The sequence below is a fragment of the Rhizobium sp. SVR5-9E genome (assembly GCF_056755095.1).
In genome coordinates this window covers 44,865-70,688 of the sequence record NZ_JBNDHS010000005.1, presented here as the reverse complement: position 1 = coordinate 70,688, position 25,824 = coordinate 44,865, and the positions used below count along the sequence as shown (strand labels likewise).

Sequence of the window (25,824 nt, the reverse complement as noted above, 5' to 3'; positions counted from 1 at the left end):
CCTTGCAGTTGCAGACATGATGTCTTGCTCGCGTGGGCAACGCCGCACCGGTCCATGACGGGCCGGTGCGGTTCCAAAGCGTCGATCAGTAGCCGAGGCCCTTCTTGGACTCGTAGACCTTCATCGGATCGTCAGCCTGCGTGTAGAGCTTCGATTCCGTCTGGATCCACTTCGGCGGCTCCTTCTTGTCCTTCAGGTAGGCGTCGAGCACATCGAATGCCGGACCGGCCATGTTCGGCGTGAGCTCGACGGTCGCATTGGCTTCGCCTGCTGCCATCGCCTGGAAGATATCCGGAACCGAGTCGATCGAGACGACGAGAATGTCCTTGCCGGGCTTCAGGCCAGCTTCCTTGATCGCCTGGATGCCGCCGACAGCCATGTCGTCATTATGGGCGTAGAGGGCGCAGATGTCCTTGCCGCCATTCTCGGCCTTCAGGAAGCTTTCCATGACTTCCTTGCCCTTCGCACGGGTGAAGTCACCCGTCTGGCTGCGAACGATCTTGAAGTTGTCATGGCCGGCAATGGCTTCCTCGAAGCCCTTCTTACGGGCGATCGCCGGCGAGGAACCGGTGGTGCCCTGGAGTTCGACGACGTTGCACTTCTTGTCGCCGACATTCTTGACGAGCCAGTCGCCCGCGACCTTGCCTTCATGAACCTGGTCGGAGGTAACCGCCGTCAGGTAGAGGTCTTCCGGAGCCTTGATCGTGCGGTCGAGAAGGATGACCGGGATTTCGGCTTCCTTGGCTTCCTTCAGAACGTCGTCCCAACCGGTTTCAACGACCGGTGCGAGGAAAATGGCGTTGACGCCCTGGGCGACGAAGGAGCGAATCGCCTTGATCTGATTTTCCTGCTTCTGCTGGGCGTCCGAAAATTTCAGGTCAACGCCGCGCTTTTCGGCTTCCTGCTTCGTCACCGTCGTTTCAGCAGCGCGCCAGCCTGATTCCGAGCCGATCTGCGAAAAGCCCACGACGAGTTGGGCCGCAGACGCGGAACCGAACATGCAGGCAGCCAGAACCGTGGCACTCAAAAGTGCAGTTTTCAACTTCATGATTGTCTCTCCCAAATGCCGCTCCTCGCGGCTAGAGAGAAAAAATCATATAGTATTACTTTTGTAAATTGCTATTTTAGGATGCAGCGCAACAAAAAAGGCGCTCCGGACCGGAGCGCCTTGGCAGCAGCAAAATAGCTGCAGAATTATTGCGGCAACTTGTCGTCGACACCTTCAACGTAGAAGTTCATGCCCAGCAGCGTGCCGTCATCGGCCTTCTCGCCGGCCTTCAGCCACGGAGTACCGTCCTGCTTGTTGATCGGGCCGGTGAAGGGATGCAGCTCGCCGGACTTGATCTTGGCCTCGGTCTCTTCGGCCATCTTCTTCACGTCCTCCGGCATGTTCGTGTAAGGCGCCATCTTGAGAATGCCGTCCTTCAGGCCGTCCCAGCTCTGTTCGGACTTCCAGGTGCCGTCCAGAAGCGCGTGAATACGCTTGGAGTAGTAGTTGCCCCAGGTATCCACAATAGCCGTCATCTGAGCTTTCGGGCCCGCTGCGATCATATCCGATGCCTGGCCGAAGGCATGGATGCCGCGCTCTTCGGCAACCTGCATCGGCGCGGTCGTGTCCGTGTGCTGCGTCAGCACGTCGACTCCCTGGTCAACCATGGCCTTGGCGGCGTCGGCTTCCTTGCCCGGATCGAACCAGGTGTTGACCCAGATCACCTTGAGCTTGAAGTCCGGGTCGATCGACTTGGCGCCCTGTTCGAATGAGTTGATGCCCATCACCACTTCCGGAATCGGGAAGGAAGCGATGTAGGCAGCACCGTGATTCTTCGAGGTCTTGGCGGCGATCTGGCCGAGGATGTAGCGGCCTTCATAGAAGCGCGAATTGTAGGTGGCGAGATTCGGGCCCGTCTTGTAACCCGTGCCATGCTCGAACTTCACTTTCGGGAACTTGGCGGCAACTTTTACGGTCGCGTCCATGAAGCCGAAGGATGTGGTGAAGATCAGCTTGCAGCCCGAGCGAGCCAGGCGCTCGATAGCGCGCTCGGCATCCGGACCCTCAGGAACGTTTTCGAGGTACGGCGTTTCGATCTTGTCGCCGAACTCCTGCTGGACCTGCTGGCGGCCGAGATCGTGTGCCTGCGAATATCCGCCGTCGGTGTGCGAGCCGACATAGACGAAGCAGATCTTGGTCTTGTCCGCGGCATGAGCGGAACCGGCGCCAATAACCGCGGCAGCCGATGCGGCGAGTGCGAGTGCTATTTTCTTCATGATAACCCCTGTTGGTTTGAAGATCTTCTGGAAACCCGTTTCTTTGTTCTTCTATCGCTCCGGCACGAAGGCCTTTCCAAGCGACGCGGGCGTATTGATCAACGTCGTACGCCGATTATGAGAAATGATGACGAGAACTACAATAGTGGCTGCATAGGGCAGCATTGAAAGGAATTGCGCCGGAATGCCGATGCCCAAGGCCTGGGCATGCAGTTGCAGGATCGTGACCGCACCGAAGAGATAGCCGCCGGCAAAGACGCGCCAGGGACGCCATGAGGCGAAGACCACAAGCGCGAGCGTGATCCAGCCGCGCCCCGACGACATGTTCTCCACCCATTGCGGCGTATAGACAAGCGAGAGCTGCGCGCCGGCGAGGCCCGCGCAGGCGCCGCCGAAGATCACTGCCAGGTAACGCGTTCGGATGACCTCTATACCAAGCGCATGCGCCGAGGAGTGGTTGTCGCCGATCGCGCGCAGCTTGAGCCCGCTTCGGCTGCGGAAGAGATACCAGCTGACGCCGAAAAGAAGGGCGATCGAGAGATAGAAGATGATATCCTGGCGGAATAGGGCTGGCCCCAACAAAGGGATTTCCGACAGGAAGGGAAAGACGATCGGTGTCAGCCGGATACCGGGAACGCTAACATAGGGCTCTCCCAGCATGCCGGACGCGCCGAGCCCGAGGATCGTCAGCGCAAGCCCCGTCGCCACCTGATTGGTTACCAGGGTCAGCGTCAGAAAGCCGAAAAGAAGCGAAAACAGAGCGCCGGTAGCGATCCCGGCCAGCAATCCGACATAGGGCGAACCGGTGACTTGGGCAGCCGCGAAGGCGCCGACTGCGCCCATGATCATCATGCCCTCGACGCCGAGGTTCAAGACACCCGAGCGCTCGGCCACCAGTTCGCCAAGGGCAGCGATCACGAGAGGCGTGGAGGCCGTGATGACGGTGAGCAGAATGGCTTCGAAAATCATTCCGCTGCCTTTCCGACGACCGCCTGATGAACGCGCGACCAGACGATCCTGACCCTGTAGAAGATCAGCGTGTCGCAGGAGAGCACGAAGAAGAGCAAAAGCCCCTGGAAAACACGCGTCACCTTGTCCGATACGCCGATCGAAAGCTGCGCCGCCTCACCGCCGAGATAGGTCAGCGCCAGCACCAGGCCGGAGGCGATGATGCCCAGCGGATTGAGACGCCCGAGGAAGGCGACGATGATTGCGGTAAAGCCGTAGCCGGGCGAAATCGCCGGCTGAAGGTGGCCGATCGAACCCGACACTTCCGAAATGCCGGCGAGACCGGCAAGCGCGCCGGAAAACAGGAAGCTGAACCAGATCATGCCCTTCGAGGAGAAGCCGGCAAACCGCCCTGCCCGCTCCGACTCGCCGAGCACGACAATTTCGAAGCCCCTCAGCGTATAGCGCATCATGAACCAGACGAGGATCGCCGCGAGGATCGCGAAGATGAAAGCCCAGTGGGCGCGTCCGGACTCTTCCCAAATAGCGGGGACGATTGCCTCCGGCGCGAAATCACGCGAAACCGGAAAATTGAGGCCCTGCGGATCGCGCCAGGGACCGCGGATCAGCCAATCGAGGAAAAGCTGAGAGATATAGACCAGCATCAGCGAGGTCAGAATCTCGTTCGTGTTGAAATGCGCTTTCAGGAGGGCCGGGATGGCGGCGAAGAGCGCACCGCCAATCGCGCCCATGATGAGCATCAGCGGCAGGACCAGCGGCGAATGCCAGTCGTAGAAGACAATCGGCAGGATCGAGCCTACGATCGCACCCATCGTGAACTGGCCCTCGGCGCCAATATTCCAGTTGTTCGAGCGGTAGCAAACGGAAAGACCGACGGCGATCAGGATCAGCGGTGCGGCCTTGATCGCCAGCTCGTGCAGCGACCAGACCTCGAGCAAAGGTTCGACGAAGAATGCATCCAACGCCTCGGCGGGGTCCTTGCCAAGCAGGCTAAACATGATGCTGCCTGCAATCAGCGTGAGGACCAATGCCAGGAGCGGCGAAACGAATCCGAAGAGTTTCGACGTCTGAGGCCGCTTCTCGAGTTCAATGCGCATGGGCGATCTCTGCACCGGACCCGCTCTGATGCAGGCCGCCCATCAACAGGCCGATTTTCTCACGTGTCAGTTCGCCGGCAGGAAACGGCGGCGAGAGGCGTCCTTCCGAGATGACCGCGATTTCGGTCGCCACTTCGAATATCTCGTCGAGGTCCTGGCTGATGACGATGACGGCAGAGCCGGCGCGTGCGAGATCGACGAGCGCCTGACGAATGCGGCTCGCAGCACCTGCATCGACGCCCCAGGTCGGCTGATTGACCACCAGAACCGCAGGCTGGCGATCCAGCTCGCGGCCGACGATGAATTTCTGAAGATTGCCGCCGGAGAGCGATCCGGCCGGTGGATCCTCGCCGCTCTTGCGAACATCCATGACTTCCGAGATGCGTCGTGCAGCGTTTTTCACGGCGCCGCGGCGGATAACCTTGAGGAAGCCGCCCGCGAGAAAGGTCTTTCGATCCGACTGGCTGCGCGCGAGTACGAGGTTGTCGGAAAGCCTCATGGTTGGAACGGCGGCGTGCCCATGGCGCTCTTCGGGAACGAAACCCGCGCCGAGCAGGCGGCGGGCAGCGATGCCCTTTGTGCCCACGGGTTGCCTGCGGATGACAATCGCATCTGCCGAAGCCACGGGATACTCCCCGGACAGCGCGTCGAAGAGTTCGCCCTGCCCGTTTCCGGCGACACCGGCAATTGCCAGAATCTCACCGGAACGAACGGCGAGCGATACATCCTTCAGCGGCATGGCGAAGGGCGTGCGAGGTGCGACCGAGAGGCCTGTCACCGCGAGCTGAACATCCCCCGGATTGCCGCGATCGGGATGTGTGACGCTCGCCACATCCGAACCCACCATCATTCTGGCGAGCGAGCCGGGCGTCTCGCGCTTCGGATCGCAGATGCCCGTCACCCTGCCGTGGCGCAGCACCGTGGCGCGATCGCAAAGACGCTGCACTTCCTCGAGACGATGACTGATGTAGAGGACAGAGCGGCCTTCCGCCTTCAACTTGAAGAGGGTTTCGAAAAGCTTGTCGGCCTCCTGCGGCGTCAGAACGGAAGTCGGCTCATCGAGAATGATCAGCTTCGGGTTCTGCAGCAGGGCGCGGACGATTTCGATGCGCTGGCGCTCGCCGACGGAAAGGTCGGCGACGTGGGCGTGCGGATCGAGCGGCAGACCGTAGGCGCGCGACAGTGCCCTCGCCTCTTCGGCGATCCTGCCGATCGGAATTCTGTCATCGAGGGAAAGCGCGATGTTTTCGGCGACCGTCAGCGCCTCGAAAAGTGAGAAATGCTGGAAGACCATGCCGATGCCGAGTTTGCGGGCTTCTCCCGGAGAGTCGATCGCAACCGATTTTCCCGACCAAAAGATTTGGCCGCCGGTCGGCTCCAGCACGCCGAACAGCATCTTCACCAGCGTGGATTTTCCCGCGCCGTTTTCTCCCAGAAGCGCGTGAATTTCGCCTGGGGCAATATCGAGATCGATTTCATTGCAGGCAGCAAAGCTACCGAAGAATTTCGTCAGCTTCTGAACCGACAGTAACGCACCGGACGACAGCGCATTCAATGACGACACGTTCCCCTCATTTCTCTCTGCCGATCCGTCCGTTCCGGATCTTTCATGGAATCAGCAGCGTAGTTCCGGTAGTTCTTCTTGTTTCCAGATCCGTGTGAGCCCGTCCCACCTCACGCAATGGATAGGTTTGATTGACATTGATACGCACTTTGCCGCTTAGCACAACATCAAATAGCGCGTTTGCACAGGCGGTCAGTTCCTCGCGGGTCGCAATGTAGGTGAAAAGGGTCGGCCTGGTCGCAAAAAGCGAGCCCCTCTGCGCCAGCATTGCCATTGTGAAGTTCTCGATCGGGCCAGAGGATTGGCCGAATGACACGAACAGGCCGCGCGGCTTCAGGCAGTCAAGCGATTGCGGGAAGGTGTCGCGGCCGATCGAGTCATAAACGACGTCCACGCCCTTGCCGGCGGTGATTTCACGCACACGATCGAGAAAGTTTTCCGTCCGGTAATTGATGACGTGATCATAGCCGTGCTCGAGTGCGAGCTTCACCTTGTCTTCCGAGCCTGCGGTGCCGATCACGGTCGCTCCGAGCGCCTTTGCCCATTGCCCGGCAATGAGCCCGACGCCGCCCGCCGCAGCGTGAAACAGCAGGACGGTTTGCGGCCCCACCTTGAATGTCCGGTTCAACAGATACTCGACGGTCATGCCCTTCAGCATCATCGCAGCCGCCGTCTCCAGATTAATGCCGTCCGGCACCTTGACGAGATGCTTGGTCGCGACATTCCGTTCGACGCTGTAGGCACCGTCGGCACCGGCATAGGCAACCCGATCGCCGACGGAAAAATCCGTCACACCCGGCCCGACCACGGTGACGGTGCCGGCGGCTTCCTTGCCCGGAACGAAGGGAAGATGCGGCGCCTTATAGGTGCCATCGCGGAAATACACGTCGATGAAGTTGAGGCCTATCGCGGCATGCCTGATCTGCACCTCGCCGGCGGTCGGCGGCGGCAGGTCGATATCGACATATTCCAGAACCTCAGTTCCGCCATTGCGGCTGAATGCGATCGCCTGCGTCTTTGTCATATGTGTCTCCTATTCGCTGCGGCCCAGCGCCGGGAAGAACTGCAATACGGCGCCGATGCAATAGAGATAGATGCCACTGATCACGAAGAGAACAACCGCCCACTGCGGCATGCTGAAATGCATGAGCAGCGAATACATGCCGAGCGCCGACCAGAGAAAGAAGACCGCGAGATTGAGCGGCCGCAAGCGCTGGACGCGGACCGGATGCAGGAAATTGATCGGCAGGAAAGTGAGTATCACCGAGACGACCACGACGCTCAACGCGGTCGCTGCATCGGCATCGATGACGAAGAGCGTGAAGACGATCATGTTCCAGACGACAGGGAATCCGGAGAAGAAATACTCATCCGTTTTCATGCCCATATCGGCATAGTAGATGGCGCTCGAAACGACGATCATCCCGGCCGCGACGAAAGACCAGGGCTCGCCGATCATGCCGCTCTGATACAATGCGAAAGCGGGCAGCAACACGTAGGTCACATAATCGATGATATTGTCGAGCGTGTCGCCCGACCAGTTGGGCAGGACTTCCTTTACGCGCACCTTGCGGGCGATCGGGCCATCGACGCCGTCAACAAGCAGAGCAAGACCCAGCCACCAGAACATATCGATGAAACGATGCTCGGCGGCGGCGACCACGCCGAGAAAGGCAAGGAAGGAGCCGGATGCCGTCAAAATATGGACGGAAAAGGCGCGTATTTCTGCATAAGGAACGCGCTTGTAGTTGAAAATCTTCATGTTTCCCCACCGCCTATCGCCGCTTAAAACCTGCAGGCGGCGTTTTGGCCTAATATGCATCCTTTGCTTCGCTTCGCCAGCGCAAAAGCAACATGGCGCACAGGCATTGAATCATGAGCATGACATGCATATTTCCTCTTGGTAGCGCGCCGGAGAATGGATTGCCTTTAACTTCAGGCGGATTTGTAATATCTGCCTCGCATCCGCACGATCATCCGACGAATACGGGATCCGATTAAGAAAAATGAACGCTCCTGCAAAGACCGAAGATTTCGCCTCCGCCATTCCGGCAAATGTCTATGCCGAGAAGGTGCTGAGCGTCACGCATTATACCGACCGGCTCTTCCGCTTCACCATGACCCGGCCGCAGGGGTTCCGTTTCCGCTCGGGCGAGTTTGCAATGATCGGCCTGATGGTCGAAGGCAAGCCGGTGTTCCGCGCCTATTCGATCGCAAGCCCCGCCTGGGCCGAAGAACTCGAATTCTTCTCCATCAAGGTGCCGGACGGCCCGCTCACATCGCATCTTCAGGCCATCAAGCCGGGCGATCAGGTCCTGATGCGCAAGAAGCCGACGGGCACGCTGGTTCTCGACGCACTCACCCCCGGCAGGCGGCTCTACATGTTCTCGACCGGAACAGGCATTGCCCCCTTCGCAAGCCTTATCCGCGACCCGGAAACCTATGAGAAGTATGAGGAAGTGATCCTCACGCACACGACCCGCGACGTCGCTGAGCTGAAATACGGCTTCGACCTCGTTGATGAAATCCGCAATGACGAGCTGCTGAGCGAAATCGTCGGCGATAAGCTGCGCCACTATGCGACCGTGACGCGTGAGGATTTCGAGCGCACCGGCCGCATCACCGATCTGATTTCCTCCGGCAAGCTCTTTACGGATCTCGGCGTTCCGGCGCTCGACCCGGCAATCGACCGGGGCATGATCTGCGGCTCGTCCGCCATGCTGAAGGACACCAAGGAACTTCTGGAAAAGGCGGGCCTTGAAGAAGGCGCCAATAGCAAACCCGCCGAGTTCGTCATCGAACGCGCCTTTGTCGGCTGATGGTCTTTGCATGAATTGATGGACGGCTCCGGAGACGGAGCCGTTTTCATTTGTGGCTCAGGTAGTCAATCAAGGTTGCCATTGCCTTGCGCGATTCTTCCACCCTGCCCGCCTCAATCGCGTGAATGACTGCGACGTGAAGCGAGATCGAGCGGTTCATCCGATCCGGATTGGCGGTGGAATACCAGAGACGCCGTGAATGCGTCTGCACGGGCCCGAGTGCCACCGTGATGAAGGTGTTCGGGCAGGCTTCTTCGAGAATTTCGTCGAACGCCTTGTCGGCCGCAAAGAAAGCATCAAGATCGCCGTTGACGGTACAGTCCGCCATGGCGCGGGCGCATTCGGTCAGCGCCGCCCGCTGTTCGTCCGTCGCATGCTCGGCGGCGAGCGATGCCGCGATCGGCTCCAGTTCCCTGCGCACCTGCATGACATTGGCATGGTCACCCGCCTTGATCTCCGCAATCTGCAACCCGACGCGCGGCCGGACGATGATAAGCCCCTGCCACGCAAGCTTCTGAATCGCTTCCCGTACCGGCGTGCGCCCATGTCCTGCCAGATCGATCAGCTGCTTTTCCGTCACGAGCGCACCAGGCTTCAACACCAGCGTCACGATCGCGTGCTCCAGTGCGAGGTAGGCCAGATGGCTCTGCGAATTCTGCATTCCGGAATCCATGCTTCAAACTGATATATCACATAGTGACATGGCAGAAATGAGGATGGCAAGCTACCGTGATAATTCAGAGCCAGGAAAGCGAACGTGAAGCTATTTTATTCGTGGCGCAAGGCGTCAATCGGGTTCAGCTGTGCGGCCCGGCGAGCCGGAAAATAACCGAATATCATCCCGATGGCAGCCGAGAAGAGGAAAGCAACGGCGATCATCATGGGGCTGAAGACGAAGGGAACCTTCAAGAGCGTGACGGAGACAAAGCCGATCCCCATCCCGAGCACGATGCCGGTAATGCCGCCGAAGAGCGACAGCGCTATGGCTTCCACCAGGAACTGCATCAGGACCTGGGTTTCGAGCGCGCCGATGGCAAGGCGGATGCCGATCTCGCGCGTGCGCTCGGTCACGGAAACCAGCATGATATTCATGATGCCGATGCCGCCGACGAGCAGGCTGATTGCCGCCACCGCTCCCAGAAGTCCGGTGAGCAGCGTCGTCGTCCCCGTCATCGCCGCGGCGATCTGCGTCATGTCGTTGACGGTGAAATCGTCGTCTCGGCCCGGAACGATCTTGCGGCGCTCGCGCAGCAGGTTTTCCGTTTCCGCCTGCACCTTCGAGGTCGAGACGCCGTCGCGCGCCGAGATGACGATCATCTGAACCGTGGCATTGGCCCTGCCGCCGACCCGGCGCTGGTAGACCTTCACGGGCAGGATCACCACATCGTCCTGGTCGTTGCCCATGCCCGATTGCCCGCGTTTTGCCAGAACGCCGATGACGCTGCAGGATACCTTGCCCACGCGGATCTGCTGGCCTGTTGGATTGGCCGCGCCGAAAAGCTCCGACCGCACCGTCTCGCCGAGAATGCACCTGGCACGTCCGCGCTCTTCTGCCGCCTCGAATGTGCGGCCAAGCGCAATGTCCCAATCCTGGGCGATGAAATAGTCGTTGGTTGTGCCCATGATGGTGGTCGAATGGCTCTGTCCGCCGTAGATCGCCGTCGCCGTCGTCTGGTTGAGCGGCGCCACGGCGCGAACGCCCGTCAGCTGATCGCGGATTGCATCGACGTCCTTGACGGTGAACCGCCTCGCCTCTGCACTCGCCCGCCCCGGACCGAACTGCCCCGGACGCACGAACAGCATGTTGGTTCCGAGCCGCGAAAGTTCGGTGGAGACCTGCTCGGTGGTGCCATTGCCGATTGTCACCAGTGCAATGACGGCTGCAACGCCGATGACGACGCCAAGCACGGTGAGGAAGGACCGCAACATGTTTCGGCTGATGGCGCGCAGCGCGAGCTTCAGCGTTTCAAGAAACATGATCCGCCTCCTCCCGAGGCGCAACCTCGGCTTCGAGCCTTCCGTCGACGAAACGCAGTATCCTCTGGGCATAGGCCGCGATGTCCGGCTCATGCGTGACCATGACGATGGTGATGCCCTGCTCCCGGTTCAGGCGGGTCATCAGATCCATGATCTCGGCGCTGGTCCTGGTGTCGAGATTGCCGGTCGGTTCGTCGGCGAGAAGCAGAGCGGGTTCGGTGACGATCGCCCGCGCGATCGCCACGCGCTGCTGCTGGCCGCCGGAAAGCTCCTGTGTCTTGTGGTGTTCACGTCCCGCCAGGCCGACCAGACCAAGCGCTTCAATGGCACGCTCGCGGCGCTCTCGCGCGGCAATCCCGCGGTAGCTCAGCGGCAACTCGACGTTCTCGACCGCCGATGTACGGGCGAGAAGATTGAAGCCCTGGAAGACGAAGCCCAGCATATGGCGCCTCAGCAGCGTCAGTTGCCCCCGGTCGAAACCTTTCGTGGAAATGCCCTGGAAGATGTAGTCGCCGGCGCTCGGCACGTCGAGGCAGCCGAGGATGTTCATCGCCGTGGATTTTCCGGAGCCTGACGGCCCCATGATCGCGACGAATTCATGCGTCGCGATCCGCAGGTCGATGTGGTCGAGCGCGCGGATAGCCGCTTCGCCATGGCCATAGACCTTCGATACCTGTCTGAATTCGAGAAGCGGCGGACTGGTCATCGTCGTGTCCCGTCTATTGCGTCAGCGCCGTTGCGTCGGTCACAAGCCGATCGTTCTCCTTCAATTCACCGGAGACGACCTGGGTGAACTGACCGTCTGAGGAGCCGACCTGGATGACCAACGGCACCTGCACGCCATTCCGAAGCACCCATACGCGCCGCTTTGCGCCAGTCAGCGCCTCGCTACCGCCAGCGCCTCCACGCGGGCGGCCGATGCGTGGCGGACGGAAAAGAGCAAAGATGCCGCGCCCGCGCGATGCGGTTTCCGGCGGCGCGTAACGCAGCGCTGCGTTCGGCACCATCAGCGTATTCTTGACGGCCTCGACCGTGATGTCCGAGGTAGCCGTCATGCCTGGGCGTAGCAGCAGGCCTGCGTTGTCGACCGAAAGCACGGCCTTATAGGTGACGACGTTGTTGGTTGTCGCGGAGGCGAAACGGATCTGCTCGATCTCGGCGGGGAAGGTCTTGTCCGGATAGGCGTCGACCGTAAAGGTCGCTTTCTGTCCGACCGCGATCTGGCCGACATCGGCCTCGTCGACGTCCACCTGCAGTTCCATCTTCCTGAGATCGCCTGCGATCGTGAAGAGCACCGGCGCCGAAAGCGAGGCAGCAACGGTTGCCCCAGGATTGACCGAGCGGGTCAGTACGACGCCGTCGATCGGCGAAACGATCTTGGCTTTGGCTAGGTTGACCTCTGCCAGTTGCAGGTCCGCTTCGGCCGAGAGCACGTCCGCTTCGTTTATCTGCTTTGCGGCGACGGCAGACTCATATTTGTAGGATGCGTCCTCAAGGCTCTGCTGCGTCGAGACGTTGCTTTTGACCAGACTTTTCAAGCGCTCCAGCGAGCTCTGCGCCGAAAGCAGGTCGGCATCGGCTTTGGCAACGTTCGCCTTGGCGGATACGACCTTCGCGCGCGAACTTTTCACATCGGCTTCCAGCTTGTTCGTATCAAGAACTGCCAGCACCTCGCCGGATTTCACCTCGCTGTTGTAATCGACGTTGACGTCGCGCACGGTGCCCGAAAGCTCGCTCGATATGTCGACCTGTTCCGTCGGCTGCACGGAGCCGGTTGCCGTCACCAGGACCGTCAAATCGCCGCGCTTTGCCGGCAGGGTCGTATAGCTGTATTCATTGCCGTTGCGGCCGTAATAAGCATAGCCGCCGCTACCGGCCACGGCAATGACTATGGCTGCCGCTATAAGCCGGCCGCGCCAGCGGCGACCCTGGCCACGCTTGCCGGAGGTTGCCAGTACCTCAGCAAGATCGAGCCTAGCCGATACGGCCTTCGCGCCGCTTCCGGATTCGAAATCGTTCATGAAATCCTCAAACCACCATGGGAGCGCCTGCTCCTTCGCCATGTAAATAGTCATAGCGAAGATGAACCGGAACTAACTGCGAGAGGCGCATCGGCATGGAATAGCGAAAAATTGCATTAAATCTTGGTAATGAAAATCCGGTTTAGTCGGCATCTTCCTGGTACTGCTGCGTTCCTTGCATCGGATGGAGCCAGCTTTCGCGCCGCTTGATCCATACTTCATAGGTTGGAGCAATTTCCATCGGCGCCTCGTCCAGCGAACCGAGCCTGAGTTCCGCCTCGTTCTCCGTGAGGCAGAACAGCCGCCCGCCGCATGCCGTACAGAAGCTGCGGCCTTCAAATGTCGCGACCCTGCCGGAATAGTCGAATGCGGTGCGTGGCCATACCGCGAAGGTGACGAAGGCCGAGCCACTCTCCTTTCTGCAATCTGCACAATGGCAGAGGCCGGCGCGAAGCGGCTCACCCTTCACTTCATATCTGACCGCGCCACAAAGGCAGCCCCCGGTACGGATTTTCATCAGGAATCGAGGTCCGGCGGCAATTTCGGCGGCCTGCGCTTGGCGGCCATCAAGAGGTCGAGCTCGGTCGCCGAAGGCCCGAACTTTTCGTAAAGCCGCCTGGCTTCCTTTTCATCCAAGCGATATTTCCGAGCAAATTCGCTCATACTGTAAGGTCGGCCGCGCAGCACTTTGCGGGTCGGCACGGTCTGATTTACAGCGTCAGACATAGCATTCCTCCTTTTCACAACCAGAAAGCTAGAGCACCCAGGCTTGTTGGGAAGGCTGGTGGATGACGAGGCTTTTGACCGTATCCCGGCCCGCTGGCGATGATGGAAATCAACCGTTCGAGAATGTGGACGGATTCGTATGCAGGCCGTAGAATACATGCCTCCTATATGCGGAGGATTCCGGAAGGAGCGCGCCAATGCCTATCTTCATAGACCGGCATGATCTCGCGGGAACCACAGCCGCCGACATTGCCGAGGCACACCGCAAGGACATCGAGATTCAGGATCAATACGGGGTCAAATTCCTCACCTACTGGTACGACCAGCCCCGGGGGACCGTGTTCTGCCTCGTAGATGCGCCCGATGCGGAAACGGCACAATGTGTGCACCGGGAAGCCCACGGCTTTGTCGCCGGCGAAATCGTCGAAGTTGCATTGTCGGCGGTAGAGGCCTTTCTCGGCCGCATTACCGATCCAAAGCCGGCGCCCGGGCAATCCTCGGCCACTGTGGATGCCGGCCACCGGGCCATCCTGTTTACCGATATCGTCGGCTCGACGGCAATGACATCACGCCTTGGCGACCGCTTGGCAACCGAAATGGTCAGGGCGCACGACTCCCTTGTGCGTAGGTGCCTCGGCCAGTGTGCCGGCCGCGAGGTGAAGCATACCGGCGACGGAATCATGGCGACGTTCGCCTCGATCCCTGCAGCCGTCGAATGTGCAAGAATGGTTCAGCAGGAGTTCAAGCGGTACAACCGCGGCAATCCTGAACCAATTCATGTTCGCATCGGACTCGATTGCGGCGAGCCCGTCGAGGATAGTAACGACCTGTTCGGCTCCACGGTGCAACTTGCAGCGCGATTGTGCGGCGCCGCCTCCAGCGACCAGATTTTGGTATCGGAGAACATTTTCCGGGAATACGGCGCCTCAGATCTCTTCGCCCACGCTACGCGCCGGCGTCTGAAGGGATTTTCGAAGCCCGTTCTGGCCTTCCGATGCGACTGGGTTGAACCAGTTGCCAATTAACGTTCTAGGCTTTCACCCGCCAGTTTGGTGATGCGGTGCGGCGACGGGTTTCGATTCCGGCGAGCCCTTGAACCTCAGGAATATGGACAGGACAACAAGGACGGCGGTGGAAAAGAACTCGGATTGCCAGTTCTGAAATGACTCGAACCAAAATTGCGCGCTGCCTAGATGGTCGAGGAAGCTCGTCGCCGGGTGGCCACGCAGGGCCGCCTCAAGTGCCTCCTTTTGAGCACTGCCGAACAGATGAAGAATGAAACTTGCGACAAACAGGACCACTAGGACTATGCCCAGCGAATAAGCGTAGAGTTTGCGCGCGAGCCGCCCGCCTCTCAAAGGCCCCGGCACGTGAGGATCATGGGCAGGGACCAAGATGTGCTCGTCCTGCGATGAGGTGTCATCCGGATCTTTCGATTCTGCCGAGCCCCGTTGAAAGAGGAACGCGGTCAAAACCACGTAAGTGGCCATTTGCAGGAATTCGCTCTCCCAGTTCTCGAACAGTGCCGAGAGAAAATGACCCGACCCGGCGTATTCCAGCAATGTCAGCTGGGGGAAACCGTGTTCCGCAAGCTCCTGGTTCAAGCTCTGCCATCCGCTGAGCAGCATGCCGCCGATCGTGACAAGTGTCGCCGTGAGGAGAACAATGGTCAGTCCGTTGTCGCGGAAAAATCGCATTCACATTCCTTCGTCCAGTGCGGCAGCAACGCCAATTCTCCAGAGCTATGATGTCTCACTCCAGATAAACTTGCATGCCGAACGAACGTTCCGGGCCTACTGTTCAGCAGCAGCCGGCAAGGCTCAGGGGCCTGCCGAATAGAGGGAACGAACCGGAAGCTTAGCCGTTGAAGCCTTGGCACAGTAGCAGCGGAGGAAATGTCATGGGTATCGAGCAAGCTCCAACGGAAAAAGGGAAACAAGCGGCGCGGGGATTGAGGAAAAGCACCGCGGCGGAGGAAAAGAAAGTGGAGGCCAAGAAGGGCTCAGACCTCGCGAAAGGTTCCGAGCGTTTCGAGGAACGTTCGAAAAGTTCAGACGGCAAGAGCGCCGGAACAAAGCAGCGCCTCTGACGCGGGTCCGCCTTCTAACGCTGACGAGCAGATCACCGGAAGGGACCCGAGCGGTTCCGTCACGGGAGTTGACCAATGGCGGCACGGGAGACTGGCGCGACAGGAAAAAGTGTTCCGCACGCGCATGAACCGGACCGGGGAAGAGATGCCGATACCCCGAATCAGATTCCGCTGAAGGGGTTGAAAGATGTCTTCTGGCGCATCGTCGCTGAAATTATCGACGATCGCGTCATGTTGATTGCGGCGGGGGTGACCTACTACCTGCTGCTGGCGTTGTTTCCGGCACTCGCCGCGCTGGTTTCGCTCTATGGCTTCGTCGCTGACCCGGTGACAATCGCCGGTCACATCGATTTCCTGTCGAGCCTGCTGCCTCCCGGCTCCCTTGATATCATCCTCACGCAGCTCGACGCGCTCGCCCAGCAGAAAACGTCATCGTTAAGTATCGCCTTCGTCGTCGGGCTGGTCGTCGCCTTATGGAGCACTAACAGCGGGATCAAGGCGCTGTTCGAGGCGATGAATGTCGCCAATGGCGAGGCCGAGAAGCGAAGCCTTGTCAGGCTGAACCTGATGTCCTTGACGTTCACGCTCGGCGCGCTGCTGATCGCAGTCATCCTGATCACCGCCATCGGCGTTGTTCCCGCAGTCCTCTCGTATCTCTGGCTCGATGGGTGGGAGGAGCAACTGGCAAGGTTTGCGCGCTGGCCGGTGATCCTCGCGTTTGCCGGCGCGGGCATCACGTTGCTCTATCATTATGGGCCGAGCCGCGAGCATGCGAAGTTTCACTGGCTGAGTTGGGGAGCGGTGTGCAGCACACTCCTATGGCTAGGCGCTTCGATGTTGTTTTCCTACTACCTGGAAAACTTCGCCAACTATAACGCCACTTACGGCACGCTCGGCGCGCTGATAGGCTTCATGGTCTGGATGTGGATATCGACGATCATCGTGATTGTCGGCGCCATGCTCAACGCCGAACTTGAACACCAGACCGCGCACGACTCGACTACAGGCGAGCCTCGGCCGATGGGAGAACGAGGCGCATATGTAGCCGACACGCTCGGCAAGACCTCCGACGAAGACTGAAAGCCCCGCGGTCCTATCGGACCAACGAGGCAATGTCGTTGAACATCTCGAGCGCATCTCTCTCGGCCCTGGCAACATAGGTAGCCGCCGCAATGTTGTCTTGCTCCCGCCAGGACGTCGCCAGTTGGAAAGCGGCCGCCGGATCTCCAGCCAGGAATTTGGAAAGGCCCGCATCTTCGAGCATCCCGCGCGTCTTCGAAGTATTGGATGCCATGGATGCAAAGGGCGTTCCTGCCATCAGTGACAGGCAGGCAGCGTGAAACCGACCTGCAATCAGGCCTTTGGCCTCTGCTATCGTGGTCAGGATCTCCGGGGCCGGGCGGAAGCGTGTCGTGTCCCGTATCATGTCCATGCGCGAAGCCATCAGCGGCCGGAAGACCGACTTGCGAAAGGCGCGATATCCGATCCGTTGCGGTTGACGCGGGGCCGGCGCTTCATCGGCGGCGCCATCCGGCATGAAAACTGCGAAAGGCCGGGCCGACTTGTCGAGAAAGGGATTCGAGGGCTCACAGGTGTTGAGGTTCAGGTAGGAGGCATCTCGGCGCCGGAGAGCATGCTCAAGCAGCTGCTTGTTCCGTTCGCTGTTGGCGTTGTCAGTCACGACCATCGATCCGCCCCTCGAGGATGACCGATACGAACTCATTGCGCGACTGGACAATGTCAGGTCCGGTACGACTTCTACCTGCAAACCGGCGAGCCTGGCGTTGTGTGCGCTCAGTGACTCCCTGACGTAAATGCGGTCGAATGCTTCACAGGCGCGCGCTATGGCATCGTCGTTCTCCTCGTAAACCGAATTGATGAGTACGCTCGCAACACCGGCACTGCGGCAGAACGGCCCCACCTCCGCCAGTGCCTTGGCTTGCCTGCTTGAGTGGTGGAGTGTCCCCTCGCCATTAACGATGACGAGATCTGCCTTCCGCATTTCATCTTGAAGAGCAGATTGTGTGCGCCAATCCGTATGAACGGATGACGTCGCTACGACCTGTATCCCGTGTGCCGCAGCAAGCTTGACTATCTGCGATACGACAAGCCTGCAGCCCAGATGCGGTTTCGTGGATGTGTCGTTGATCAAGATCGCCTTGCTGTCAGACATCGCCCATCCCCTCTCCGGCTCGCCAGCAGCGATACGCCTCAGGCAGCCCGCGCCCCAAGTTCCACGAAACAGAAACTACCAACACGGAACTTGAATGTCTCCGGCCTGGTTCTAGTTGTACATATTCTCATTTAGAAGATATAAATGTGCTAATTTAGAATAAGTGAGTCACGTAGGAACCGTTTGAGGCCTGAACTGAATGTTTCGCTATGCTGTGGTAACCTGCGCTGACATGAGAATGATGCCAGCTGCGATCTGCGCACTTCTTTCCGTCTTCCAGAAAAACTCCCGCCCCGATACGAAGTACATTCTGATTGGCATCGACTTACAGCAAAGCGCCCACGACGATATTCGCAGATTCAACGAAGCCAACGGGATCGATATCGAAATCGTCACTTACAGCGAACCATCTGACCTTGCAGCCACCTCGGGACGCTGGCCCCCGGCAACTCTCGCCCGTCTCTTCATCGACCTGCTCCTTCCAGATTCCTTCGTACGCGTACTCTACGTCGATGCGGATATACTCGCAGCGGCGCCTGTCGGCGACCTGCTCACGGCGGACCTTCAAGGCAAGGCGCTGGGTGCGGTTGATGACTACATCATGGCTTTCCCGGAAAAGGCACGGAGGAGAGAACAGAAGCTCGGGCTGATGTTCGGGCCAAGATACTTCAATGCCGGCGTGCTGTTATTTGACTGGCAGAAATGCCGTTCAGAGGGGCTGCTGGCGCGTGCGCGTGCTTTGATCGAACGGCCAAACGCGAAGTTTGACGCGAACGATCAAGACGTTCTCAACGTTGCGTTCCAGGGAACATGGCTTCCGCTGCCATTCCGCTGGAACGTACAGACCGGAATGCTGCCCTTCGTTTCAGATCCCGCTGTTGTCCATTTTACCGGCCGGCGCAAACCCTGGCAGCATTCCATAAACTGGGCCCATCGCAAATTCGCGGGACAGTATTCGGACCTTCTGAATGGAACTCCATGGTCGGAGTTCTGCGAATGCCGCTCTCCCGCACGCGATTTGGGCGACTTCGCCTTGTACGTCGGGAGTACCGTCGGAGGGCTGGCGAGAGCGAAAAAGGTCAAATCATATTTCAAGGGCGGCATGCGCCCCACGGGCGCTTAGTGGCTGATCGATGAATTCAAATCCAATGCCGCTGAACTTCAGAGAGAGGGACGAATGGCGGCAGTTCTTCTCATCGTTTTCGCACATCGTTCTGGTCGGAAACAGCGACCGCACCGAACCTTTCCGGCTTACGGAAGCGTTTCCCCAGTCAGCGCTCTTCGTATTCTTCAACAAGGTCTACAAGGTACTGAACAAAGATTTTGACAGGCCTTCATTGCTGGTGGCGCGAAGCGGGACAAGTGGCGCCAACATTGTCCATCGCAAGGAAGTGAAAGATGTCCTCAGCTTCTTTCCGGAAGAGGCGCTCGTAGGCATCGTCAACATTCGTGTAGCACCGTCAGAGCGATTCAGCCCCAAATCGGCTTTTGAAGGTGCCAAAGTCTATCATCTGGATCTCTCCTCGGTCGCGGACGATTACCCCTCCGGAAAAATACCGACGAGCGGTTTTGCCCTGACGCTGTGGCTTCGCGATCTCCAGCCTGCCTCAGAAATCGTGCTTGCAGGATTTTCGGGAACAAGGGGCGAAACATGGAAAGTCTTCAACGTTCACGATTGGACTTACGAGCAGGTCTTCCTCCGGCTTTGTGCCAAAAGAGGAGAGATCGCGGCATTCAATCAGGACGGTGACGTCACACGAACCGCTGCCTTGTTGAAGAGCTTTCCAGACATGCCCCCTGCCGAACTGCTCATGGAGATGGCCGCAGTTCTGGCGGAACGTCTGGACAATGCGAACGACCAGATCGATCGGCTGATGTCGGTGACGAAGGTCCAGCGAGGTCTGGACACCCTTTTCCGTCGCATCAGACCCAAGACACGCAAACAGCGGGAGCAAGCCCGACTGAAGAAGGACCCAAATTCATGAGTCGGGCTGGCAACAGCCTACCGAACGGACAAACCAACAAGAGGCACTGAGATGGATCAGGAAACGATTCGGATATTCATCGGTTTCGATACAAAGGAAGCGGTCGCCTATCATGTTTTATCGCAAAGTATCCTGGAGAAATCCACGCTCCCCGTTGAGTTCAGCCCTATTGTTTTGTCGAATCTCGGCGGCATTTTCACCCGCGAGCGCAATGCTCTTCAATCAACAGAGTTTTCGTTCTCGAGATTTCTGACGCCCTATTTAAGCAGCTTTAGCGGCTGGAGCATCTTCATGGACTGCGACATGCTGGCTCGCGCCGACATAGCCGAATTGTGGTCGCTACGAGACGAGCGCTACGCCGCGATGTGCGTGAAGCATGATTACACCCCGAAGGTGGAGACCAAATTCCTGGGTCAGACGCAAACCAAGTACGAGAAAAAGAACTGGTCGAGCCTCCTCATGTTCAACAACGACAAATGCCGCGCACTCTCCCCCGATTACGTCAACACCGCGACTGGGCTGCAGCTTCATCAGTTCAAATGGCTTGAGAACGATGACCTGATCGGTAGTATTCCGGTGACCTGGAACTATCTCGTCAACGAATATGAAAAGCGCAATGACGCCAAGCTCGTTCACTTCACCGACGGAGGTCCTTATTTCGAGGAGTACAAGAACGACGACTATGCCGACGAATGGTTCGCGGCAAGGGACCGGGTATTGTTCGTTCAGCAGCGCGCAAACTGAGCGCTCAGTCCGGCGTTGAGCAGACATGGAATCGACCTATGACCCGCCCGTCCTTCAGCGCCCTCTCCGGGTATGGGCGGTCAGTGAGCAGAAGATAGGCACTCTTTCGCAGTGCCTCGGCGTGGGGCGTTATTTCGACCCCACTCCCCTGGAAAAAATTATCGTTCCGCGCCATGGACTGAAGCGGCTGCTCGCCCCGCCGATCTTCCGTCGCTCCGAGCCTGAACCGGACATCCTGATTTCTTGCGGATACCGGCCGGAGAAACCGGTCCTCAAGGCCAAACGTGCGTTCGGCGATCGGCCGATTGCCATCCATCTACAGAGACCGGAGATCCAAGGCTACGACTACGTCTTCGTTTCGCGCCATGATTGGACCGACGAGCTCTCGAGCAGATCCAACTACTTCCCGATGGTTGGGGTGCCGCACCGGCTCAGTCCGCACGTGATCGAAGGACGGCGTCCGTCTGCGCGAGCGACCTATTCGCCTGATGACGGCAAGGTTGCCGGTGTCTTTGTGGGCGGGGCGAATGGTGCTTACGAGTACGACCAGTTGGCACTCAACTCGATCGTCCGCGCCGTGACGCATCTCCAGGAGCAAGGTTGGCGCGTGCTGGTTTCTACGTCGCGGCGGTCGAGCGAGGCGACACTTGAACAGCTGCTGAGGCTCCGCAGCAACCGCCTCCAGGTTTGGGACGGCGCACTTCCAAATCCCTATCTCGACTTTGTTGCCGCTGCGGACGCTTACCTCATCGCGAAGGACTCCATCACCATGCCGTGCGAAGCACTGGCATCCGGAAAGCCGGTCTATTCATTGGACCTCACCAAGATCCCAGGTCAGCGTCTTGAGAAATTCGAGCGCTTCCACCGCGATTTGCAGCAGACCCTTCGGCTTACAAGACCTTTCGAAGGAAGCCTCGAACCCTACGACTACAAACCGCTGAATGAAGCTGCGAGGCTGTCCGCCATCATCCGCGACGAAATGAGCCTTCCTGCTCGCTAGGCTCTCCCCGCCATAACAGCAATCCCGTCGTTTCCGCGACTTCCGGGTCTGCCGTATAAATTGGGCAGCGGAGGCTCATCAATGTCTTGAGCATCCGAAAGTCGGTATCGCCATGCATCCGGACGAGATTCTCGCTGTTATAGGCGTGGCCGGTGGAGCGAGGATTGATGCCGCTCAGGATGACGCACGACGCCCCGCTATGAAGCGCGAACATCGCGGCAATCACTCCATTCGAGTACTTCGTTGATGCATCCAGCTCAAAGTTGAGGATACCGCTGACCGCCCGTACCAACGCAACGCGCCGATAGCGGTCAATGATGTGAAGTTCGTCGTAGCCGTAGTCAAACCGCTTCAATCCGGCCTCCAGCCGCGAAAGGCCATGCCTCCACAGCATCAAGTAGAGCGTGCCTGTGCGTTTGGCTTGAAGGACCCTGCGGACCTCGCGGGCGTTGGTGTTTTCGCCTTCGATCTGGTTGAACATCATGACGGTGATGTCGGGCTTCGAAATCCCCCACCGCTCAAGCGCCTGCTGCGCCGCATTGATCGTGATCAGGCGATACGAGCCATCCAAGCCCACCGGCCTGGATGCGACAGGCGCAGAACCGACGACCACCACCTTCTTATCCGCGAGTGTCGGATCCACCCACGGCTTTGGCCTTAGCCATTGGTATTTGATGAAGCGGTAAAGCCACTGTTTTGCCTCGAACAGTTTCCGGCGCACGATCCCCAACCGCTCATCTCCTTCCGATCATTCGATCGTTTTCAGCCACCGTCACGGCCGCCCGCAGCGAACGTCGATACCTTTTTCAAACTGAATGTAGTATTCGATAATATATGTCAGGCACACGATAAAACGGAATTAGTTGCGATGGCGATGGACCCGGCTCTAAAGAGCGTCAAAGGCAGCAGAAAATCACGCTCGCCCGATGAAGCCACGCTAGAAACTATAAAGTTCGAACATCAACGTTGGCTTACGAAGCTGGGAATATTGGATCGGCCCTGGCTCATACTGGGTTCGGCACCGGAGCCCACTCTCCCATCGGACATTCTGCGAAACTGCGCCCGGGTCGACATTAACAACGCGGGCCGAACGGCAGAAATGTTGGGCCTGGGACCAGCCGACCTGACAATACGCAAGCGGAGGAAAACCTGGAAAGAGCATCCGCGGTTGCGCACCCGCGGATTGCTTTGGTTTCACACCGCCCCGTTGTTCATGATGCGTCTTCGGCTGTTGCTGAAGCCGGCCGTCAGGGTCGGCAGCCTCAAGCGGGCCACCAAGGATGAGCGTGATGCGATCGTCCGCCGGATCGTCGGCTCCATCCCTCAGGACATTGGGCGCTATGGCAAGGCAACGAATGGCGTCGCTAGCGTTTGTTATGCGCTGTTCCTGGGCGTGCCAACGGTGGTGCTATCCGGCATCTCGGTTGTGAAAATGGGGCATTCCTACAACGAGGTCGGAAAGCTCAGGAAGCAGATAGACGAGGATCGGTATGTGCTTCAGAAGCTCAGTAGCTTCCCCAATGTTGTCACGACAGAGCCGGAGCTATCTCGTGAGACCGGAATAAGGCTGGTGACAGGCATGTCTGAGCTGCGATAGATACAACGACGCCTTTCCTCGTATTTCCCGTAGGCTTGCCGTGGGGTGTAGGACTGTCAAGGCAGTCCGGTGATGTTGGAGCTTAGCGCAGCAAACTCGACCGTCAGCTGGCGGCAGTCAACTCCCCGCCAATCCTGATCCGGCCGCGGGACTCGCGGCATTCTATTTGAGAAGTGCGATTTGGGCTCTGTCCGGTACCGTACGCTCTCATACCTTCATGTATTATTTTATTTCTTTCTAAATTAGTCTTTAGTAGGGTCTCGCCATCAACGTGAGGAGGAGTAGCATATGCAGCGAGTTGAGCCGAACAACGCGAGCACTGGAGCCACGAGCGTTTTGTGCGTGGAGGAATTCGCCAAGCGGCAAGGTATCTGCGAAACGGAAGAGGCTCGCCTGCTCAAGCTGTTCGGTCCATTTGCAACGGCCTGCGAGCTGCTGCACAACGTGAAGCGGGAGCCAAGGTGGCGTTGATGTGAACGGGAGCCGTCATGGGAGTTCCGGGCTCGCATGCCCGCAGTTCAACAGCTACCCAAAAGCAAAGGCCGCCGGAAACGGCGGCCTTTGCTTTTAGCGTCTATAAATCGTCCGGCACGAAGCCATGCCGGATGCCCAGACCCCTGCACGTAATTAGGATACGTCTCCATTCACGTCTTTCTATAAGGAGGCTGTCGACATTGCGGATATGCTTAGAATGCGCCACACGGTCGCGGTCAATGAGCTGCAATGCGGTCGCGCATGCCTGCCAAGACCGTGTCGAAGACGAAAGAGATTGATTTCGCGCCAGATGCAGAAAGATGATCGCCATCCTTGTACCGGACGATACCACCGGCTGTCGCATTGCATGAATGGTCGTCACAAAGAGATGGCAAAGGATCTATGACGTTGACGTCCAATTCTTTGGCAACCTCATCAAGTAGGCGCCGCGCTACAGCCTGTCGCCCATCAACGGACCCCCGAGGTATCTCCAGCTGCGGGGTTTTTCCGAGCATGGAAAGACGCGCAAGGTGTTCCGGCGCCGCATATCCCATCTCTGGCACATCCATGATTAGCGACACCTCAGCGCCAATTGCTTGCAGTTCCCTGATGCGATCGAGCAGGCGCGCCTTTACTGGCTCGGCAGACTCGTTGGAGGCTGAAGTCGCTGGCAGCCCAGATTGGACACCCTGGTTCGGCAAATCCGACTTGGGAAGGTACTTTCTCCAATAAGCGGCCAGTAAAACGTGACCTATCCCGCTTTCCTGTACAAACGCCTGCACAGCTTTGTTAAACCCGTCACAGCGGCCGACCCTATCGGGTCTTATGAGGCCGCCTGAAGCGAAGGGCGGGCATCCGGCGCTTCCCACAAAGACGCCACTGATACCTGCTCTGCTAGCTGCGACGTCCAATCCGGGGGCGATCGCCGCAGCATGGGAGTCTCCCCAAAGGATGAATTCTGGACGAGCTGTCGGTGCTCCCATTCTGCAAATTTTTCCACTTCGCACATCCGCCGTCAGAAGTCCTCGCCCATCGGGATCGGCGAAACAGCCGGGCTCGAGAAACCGGCTGCCGTCGTGCTTGGCTGCGTACAGCCGCGAGGCTTCTCCCTTTAGACGCTGAGGAAGGCCGTCTTTGCTGATGATGAAAGCGTTGACTGAAACAAAAAATGCCACAACGGCCGTCAGAATGACAAAAGCATATTTGGGCTTCTTGACCGCAAGCGAACCAAATCTGAACGGCAGCTCTACGAAACGCCAAGACACTAAGCCGAACAGGAGCGAAAGGACGATGACCAGTCCGACGGCCGTTCCCGTGGATGCCGGTTCGTAGAAGTACGGAAGGAAGATGATAATTGGCCAATGCCAAAGATAAATGGAATAGGATATCCCGCCGATGAACGCCATCGGCGCGTTGCCAAGCAATGCTTTTGCCATCTTCGATTGATGACCGAAAGCGACGATCGCCGCCGCCGACAGGCAAGGAACCAGGGCGGTGAGCCCGGGAAAGGCCGTCGTTTCAGAGTAGACCACCGCGGAGAAAAGCAGGCCAGCAATGCCAAGACATGGCATCACCTCAGCGGCAGCGGGGTTCAGGGCGGGCTTGTATACCGCGATCAATGAGCCGAGGATCAACTCCCAAAAACGGAATGGCAAAAGGTAGAATGCTTTTGTCTGATCGACCTGAACCTCCAGTTGGCTCCAGACGAGAGACGCTGTCAGAGCAAGGACCAAGGCCGGAAGTATCAAGCCTTTCCTGATCCGAAAAAGAAGCGTCAGCCCGAGGGGCAAGATGAGGTAGAATTGCTCCTCTACAGAGAGCGACCAGGTGTGTAAGAGAGGCTTTGTCTTCGCTGCCAAGTCGAAATAGCCACTCTCTCGTTCGAACTGGATATTGGAATAGAAGAGCGCCGTCGCCCGTGCGCTACGCGCATAGTAAGTCAGTTCCTCTGGCATGAAGAGCCAGAACGCCAGCGCGGAGATTACCGCCACCATGACGAACAGAGCAGGCAAAATTCGCCTCATCCGCCGGACATAGAAGTCGACGATCGAAAAGGTCCCCTGCGAGAGGTCCCGCAGGATCATGGTTGCCATGAAATAGCCTGACAAGACAAAAAACGCGTCGACGCCAACGTAGCCGCCCGCAAATCCACCCACACCAGCGTGGTACAGAACAACGGCCATAACGCTGATTGCGCGCAGGCCATCTAGCTCCGGCCTGTAGGAAACACCTGTGAACATTGGAGACCAATCTCGCTTGGACCTATGGCAGATGTTTGATAAGACTGGCTCGTCAAAGGACAACGCACGCGGACCACCCGAAAG

27 protein-coding genes are annotated in these 25,824 nt (G+C 58.6%); 10 read left to right on the top strand and 17 right to left on the bottom strand.

Annotation, left to right across the window (positions count from 1 at the left end):
• Positions 1-85: 85 nt before the first annotated feature.
• From ytfQ to pcsA, 7 genes are all read right to left on the bottom strand, one after another.
• On the bottom strand, positions 86-1,048 hold the full coding sequence (ytfQ, locus tag ACPYOJ_RS04755) for a galactofuranose ABC transporter, galactofuranose-binding protein YtfQ (protein ID WP_168832740.1): 963 nt from the start codon (positions 1,046-1,048) through the stop codon (positions 86-88).
• A 146-nt stretch (positions 1,049-1,194) separates the two neighbouring features.
• Positions 1,195-2,265 carry a BMP family ABC transporter substrate-binding protein gene (locus ACPYOJ_RS04750; RefSeq protein ID WP_481415215.1) on the bottom strand — a complete coding sequence of 357 codons (1,071 nt, stop codon included), beginning with the start codon at positions 2,263-2,265 and terminating at the stop codon, positions 1,195-1,197.
• A gap of 51 nt (positions 2,266-2,316) precedes the next feature.
• On the bottom strand, positions 2,317-3,234 hold the full coding sequence (locus ACPYOJ_RS04745) for an ABC transporter permease (RefSeq protein ID WP_481415214.1): 918 nt from the start codon (positions 3,232-3,234) through the stop codon (positions 2,317-2,319).
• Positions 3,231-4,331 (bottom strand): ABC transporter permease, encoded by a 1,101-nt coding sequence (locus ACPYOJ_RS04740; RefSeq protein WP_481415213.1) that lies wholly within the window; start codon positions 4,329-4,331, stop codon positions 3,231-3,233. The genes ACPYOJ_RS04745 and ACPYOJ_RS04740 overlap by 4 nt, the downstream gene beginning before the upstream one ends.
• Positions 4,321-5,886: an ABC transporter ATP-binding protein gene (locus tag ACPYOJ_RS04735; RefSeq protein ID WP_168832847.1), complete on the bottom strand. Its 1,566-nt coding sequence runs from the start codon at positions 5,884-5,886 to the stop codon at positions 4,321-4,323. Before ACPYOJ_RS04735 ends, ACPYOJ_RS04740 begins: the two co-directional genes overlap by 11 nt.
• 52 nt (positions 5,887-5,938) lie before the next feature.
• Positions 5,939-6,919, bottom strand: a complete 981-nt coding sequence (locus tag ACPYOJ_RS04730; protein ID WP_481415212.1) for a quinone oxidoreductase family protein — start codon at positions 6,917-6,919, stop codon at positions 5,939-5,941.
• 9 nt (positions 6,920-6,928) lie between these two features.
• Positions 6,929-7,657 carry a phosphatidylcholine synthase gene (gene pcsA, locus ACPYOJ_RS04725; protein WP_481415211.1) on the bottom strand — a complete coding sequence of 243 codons (729 nt, stop codon included), beginning with the start codon at positions 7,655-7,657 and terminating at the stop codon, positions 6,929-6,931.
• Positions 7,658-7,901: 244 nt separating this feature from the next.
• Here pcsA and ACPYOJ_RS04720 point away from each other — a divergent pair, with 244 nt between their 5' ends.
• Complete coding sequence (locus ACPYOJ_RS04720) at positions 7,902-8,714, top strand: ferredoxin--NADP reductase (protein ID WP_168832746.1); 813 nt, start codon at positions 7,902-7,904, stop codon at positions 8,712-8,714.
• A gap of 46 nt (positions 8,715-8,760) precedes the next feature.
• Here the strand turns inward: ACPYOJ_RS04720 and ACPYOJ_RS04715 are convergent, their stop codons facing one another.
• The 6 genes from ACPYOJ_RS04715 to ACPYOJ_RS04690 all read right to left on the bottom strand — a co-directional run bounded on the left by ACPYOJ_RS04715 (position 8,761) and on the right by ACPYOJ_RS04690 (position 13,438).
• Entirely contained in the window at positions 8,761-9,375 is a 615-nt protein-coding gene (locus ACPYOJ_RS04715) for a GntR family transcriptional regulator (protein WP_481415210.1), read from the bottom strand.
• Positions 9,376-9,482: 107 nt separating this feature from the next.
• Entirely contained in the window at positions 9,483-10,691 is a 1,209-nt protein-coding gene (locus ACPYOJ_RS04710; RefSeq protein ID WP_168832748.1) for an ABC transporter permease, read from the bottom strand.
• Positions 10,681-11,397 (bottom strand): ABC transporter ATP-binding protein, encoded by a 717-nt coding sequence (locus tag ACPYOJ_RS04705; protein WP_481415209.1) that lies wholly within the window; start codon positions 11,395-11,397, stop codon positions 10,681-10,683. The genes ACPYOJ_RS04710 and ACPYOJ_RS04705 overlap by 11 nt, the downstream gene beginning before the upstream one ends.
• 13 nt (positions 11,398-11,410) lie before the next feature.
• A complete protein-coding gene (locus ACPYOJ_RS04700; protein WP_481415208.1) occupies positions 11,411-12,712 on the bottom strand; it encodes an efflux RND transporter periplasmic adaptor subunit in 1,302 nt (433 codons plus the stop codon).
• Positions 12,713-12,854: 142 nt separating this feature from the next.
• Positions 12,855-13,229: a GFA family protein gene (locus tag ACPYOJ_RS04695; protein WP_481415207.1), complete on the bottom strand. Its 375-nt coding sequence runs from the start codon at positions 13,227-13,229 to the stop codon at positions 12,855-12,857.
• Complete coding sequence (locus ACPYOJ_RS04690; RefSeq protein ID WP_481415206.1) at positions 13,229-13,438, bottom strand: hypothetical protein; 210 nt, start codon at positions 13,436-13,438, stop codon at positions 13,229-13,231. The genes ACPYOJ_RS04695 and ACPYOJ_RS04690 overlap by 1 nt, the downstream gene beginning before the upstream one ends.
• 197 nt (positions 13,439-13,635) lie before the next feature.
• Here ACPYOJ_RS04690 and ACPYOJ_RS04685 point away from each other — a divergent pair, with 197 nt between their 5' ends.
• Positions 13,636-14,463, top strand: a complete 828-nt coding sequence (locus ACPYOJ_RS04685) for a nickel-binding protein (RefSeq protein ID WP_481415205.1) — start codon at positions 13,636-13,638, stop codon at positions 14,461-14,463.
• Between the two features lie 12 nt (positions 14,464-14,475).
• Here ACPYOJ_RS04685 and ACPYOJ_RS04680 read toward each other — a convergent pair whose 3' ends face one another.
• Positions 14,476-15,135, bottom strand: coding sequence for a DUF6766 family protein (locus ACPYOJ_RS04680; protein WP_481415204.1), 660 nt, complete (start codon positions 15,133-15,135; stop codon positions 14,476-14,478).
• A 203-nt stretch (positions 15,136-15,338) separates the two neighbouring features.
• Between ACPYOJ_RS04680 and ACPYOJ_RS04675 the strand changes: the two genes are divergently transcribed.
• The gene (locus ACPYOJ_RS04675) at positions 15,339-15,527 is read left to right on the top strand and encodes a hypothetical protein (RefSeq protein WP_481415203.1); all 189 of its coding nucleotides are present in this window, start codon (positions 15,339-15,341) and stop codon (positions 15,525-15,527) included.
• 75 nt (positions 15,528-15,602) lie between these two features.
• A complete protein-coding gene (locus ACPYOJ_RS04670) occupies positions 15,603-16,607 on the top strand; it encodes a YihY/virulence factor BrkB family protein (RefSeq protein ID WP_481415202.1) in 1,005 nt (334 codons plus the stop codon).
• A gap of 13 nt (positions 16,608-16,620) precedes the next feature.
• Here ACPYOJ_RS04670 and ACPYOJ_RS04665 read toward each other — a convergent pair whose 3' ends face one another.
• A complete protein-coding gene (locus ACPYOJ_RS04665) occupies positions 16,621-17,700 on the bottom strand; it encodes a polysaccharide pyruvyl transferase family protein (RefSeq protein WP_481415201.1) in 1,080 nt (359 codons plus the stop codon).
• A gap of 199 nt (positions 17,701-17,899) precedes the next feature.
• Between ACPYOJ_RS04665 and ACPYOJ_RS04660 the strand changes: the two genes are divergently transcribed.
• Genes ACPYOJ_RS04660 through ACPYOJ_RS04645 form a run of 4 tightly spaced genes read left to right on the top strand, consistent with a single transcriptional unit; the run spans position 17,900 to position 21,429 of the window.
• Positions 17,900-18,823: a glycosyltransferase family 8 protein gene (locus ACPYOJ_RS04660; RefSeq protein ID WP_481415200.1), complete on the top strand. Its 924-nt coding sequence runs from the start codon at positions 17,900-17,902 to the stop codon at positions 18,821-18,823.
• A gap of 10 nt (positions 18,824-18,833) precedes the next feature.
• Positions 18,834-19,685 (top strand): 3-deoxy-manno-octulosonate cytidylyltransferase, encoded by an 852-nt coding sequence (locus tag ACPYOJ_RS04655; RefSeq protein WP_481415199.1) that lies wholly within the window; start codon positions 18,834-18,836, stop codon positions 19,683-19,685.
• Positions 19,686-19,736: 51 nt separating this feature from the next.
• Positions 19,737-20,429 (top strand): glycosyltransferase, encoded by a 693-nt coding sequence (locus ACPYOJ_RS04650; protein ID WP_481415198.1) that lies wholly within the window; start codon positions 19,737-19,739, stop codon positions 20,427-20,429.
• Between the two features lie 25 nt (positions 20,430-20,454).
• Positions 20,455-21,429: a mitochondrial fission ELM1 family protein gene (locus ACPYOJ_RS04645; RefSeq protein ID WP_481415197.1), complete on the top strand. Its 975-nt coding sequence runs from the start codon at positions 20,455-20,457 to the stop codon at positions 21,427-21,429.
• On the opposite strand, the gene ACPYOJ_RS04640 is transcribed toward ACPYOJ_RS04645, so the two are convergent.
• Complete coding sequence (locus ACPYOJ_RS04640; RefSeq protein WP_481415286.1) at positions 21,395-22,150, bottom strand: membrane-anchored protein; 756 nt, start codon at positions 22,148-22,150, stop codon at positions 21,395-21,397. The two genes, ACPYOJ_RS04645 and ACPYOJ_RS04640, sit on opposite strands and share 35 nt — an antisense overlap.
• Before the next feature lie 147 nt (positions 22,151-22,297).
• Here ACPYOJ_RS04640 and ACPYOJ_RS04635 point away from each other — a divergent pair, with 147 nt between their 5' ends.
• Together ACPYOJ_RS04635 and ACPYOJ_RS04630 are read left to right on the top strand one after the other, a co-directional pair.
• Positions 22,298-23,026: a hypothetical protein gene (locus tag ACPYOJ_RS04635; protein WP_481415196.1), complete on the top strand. Its 729-nt coding sequence runs from the start codon at positions 22,298-22,300 to the stop codon at positions 23,024-23,026.
• A gap of 288 nt (positions 23,027-23,314) precedes the next feature.
• Entirely contained in the window at positions 23,315-23,497 is a 183-nt protein-coding gene (locus ACPYOJ_RS04630) for a hypothetical protein (protein ID WP_481415195.1), read from the top strand.
• 239 nt (positions 23,498-23,736) lie between these two features.
• On the opposite strand, the gene ACPYOJ_RS04625 is transcribed toward ACPYOJ_RS04630, so the two are convergent.
• The gene (locus tag ACPYOJ_RS04625; RefSeq protein WP_481415194.1) at positions 23,737-25,740 is read right to left on the bottom strand and encodes an acyltransferase family protein; all 2,004 of its coding nucleotides are present in this window, start codon (positions 25,738-25,740) and stop codon (positions 23,737-23,739) included.
• Positions 25,741-25,824 lie beyond the last annotated feature (84 nt).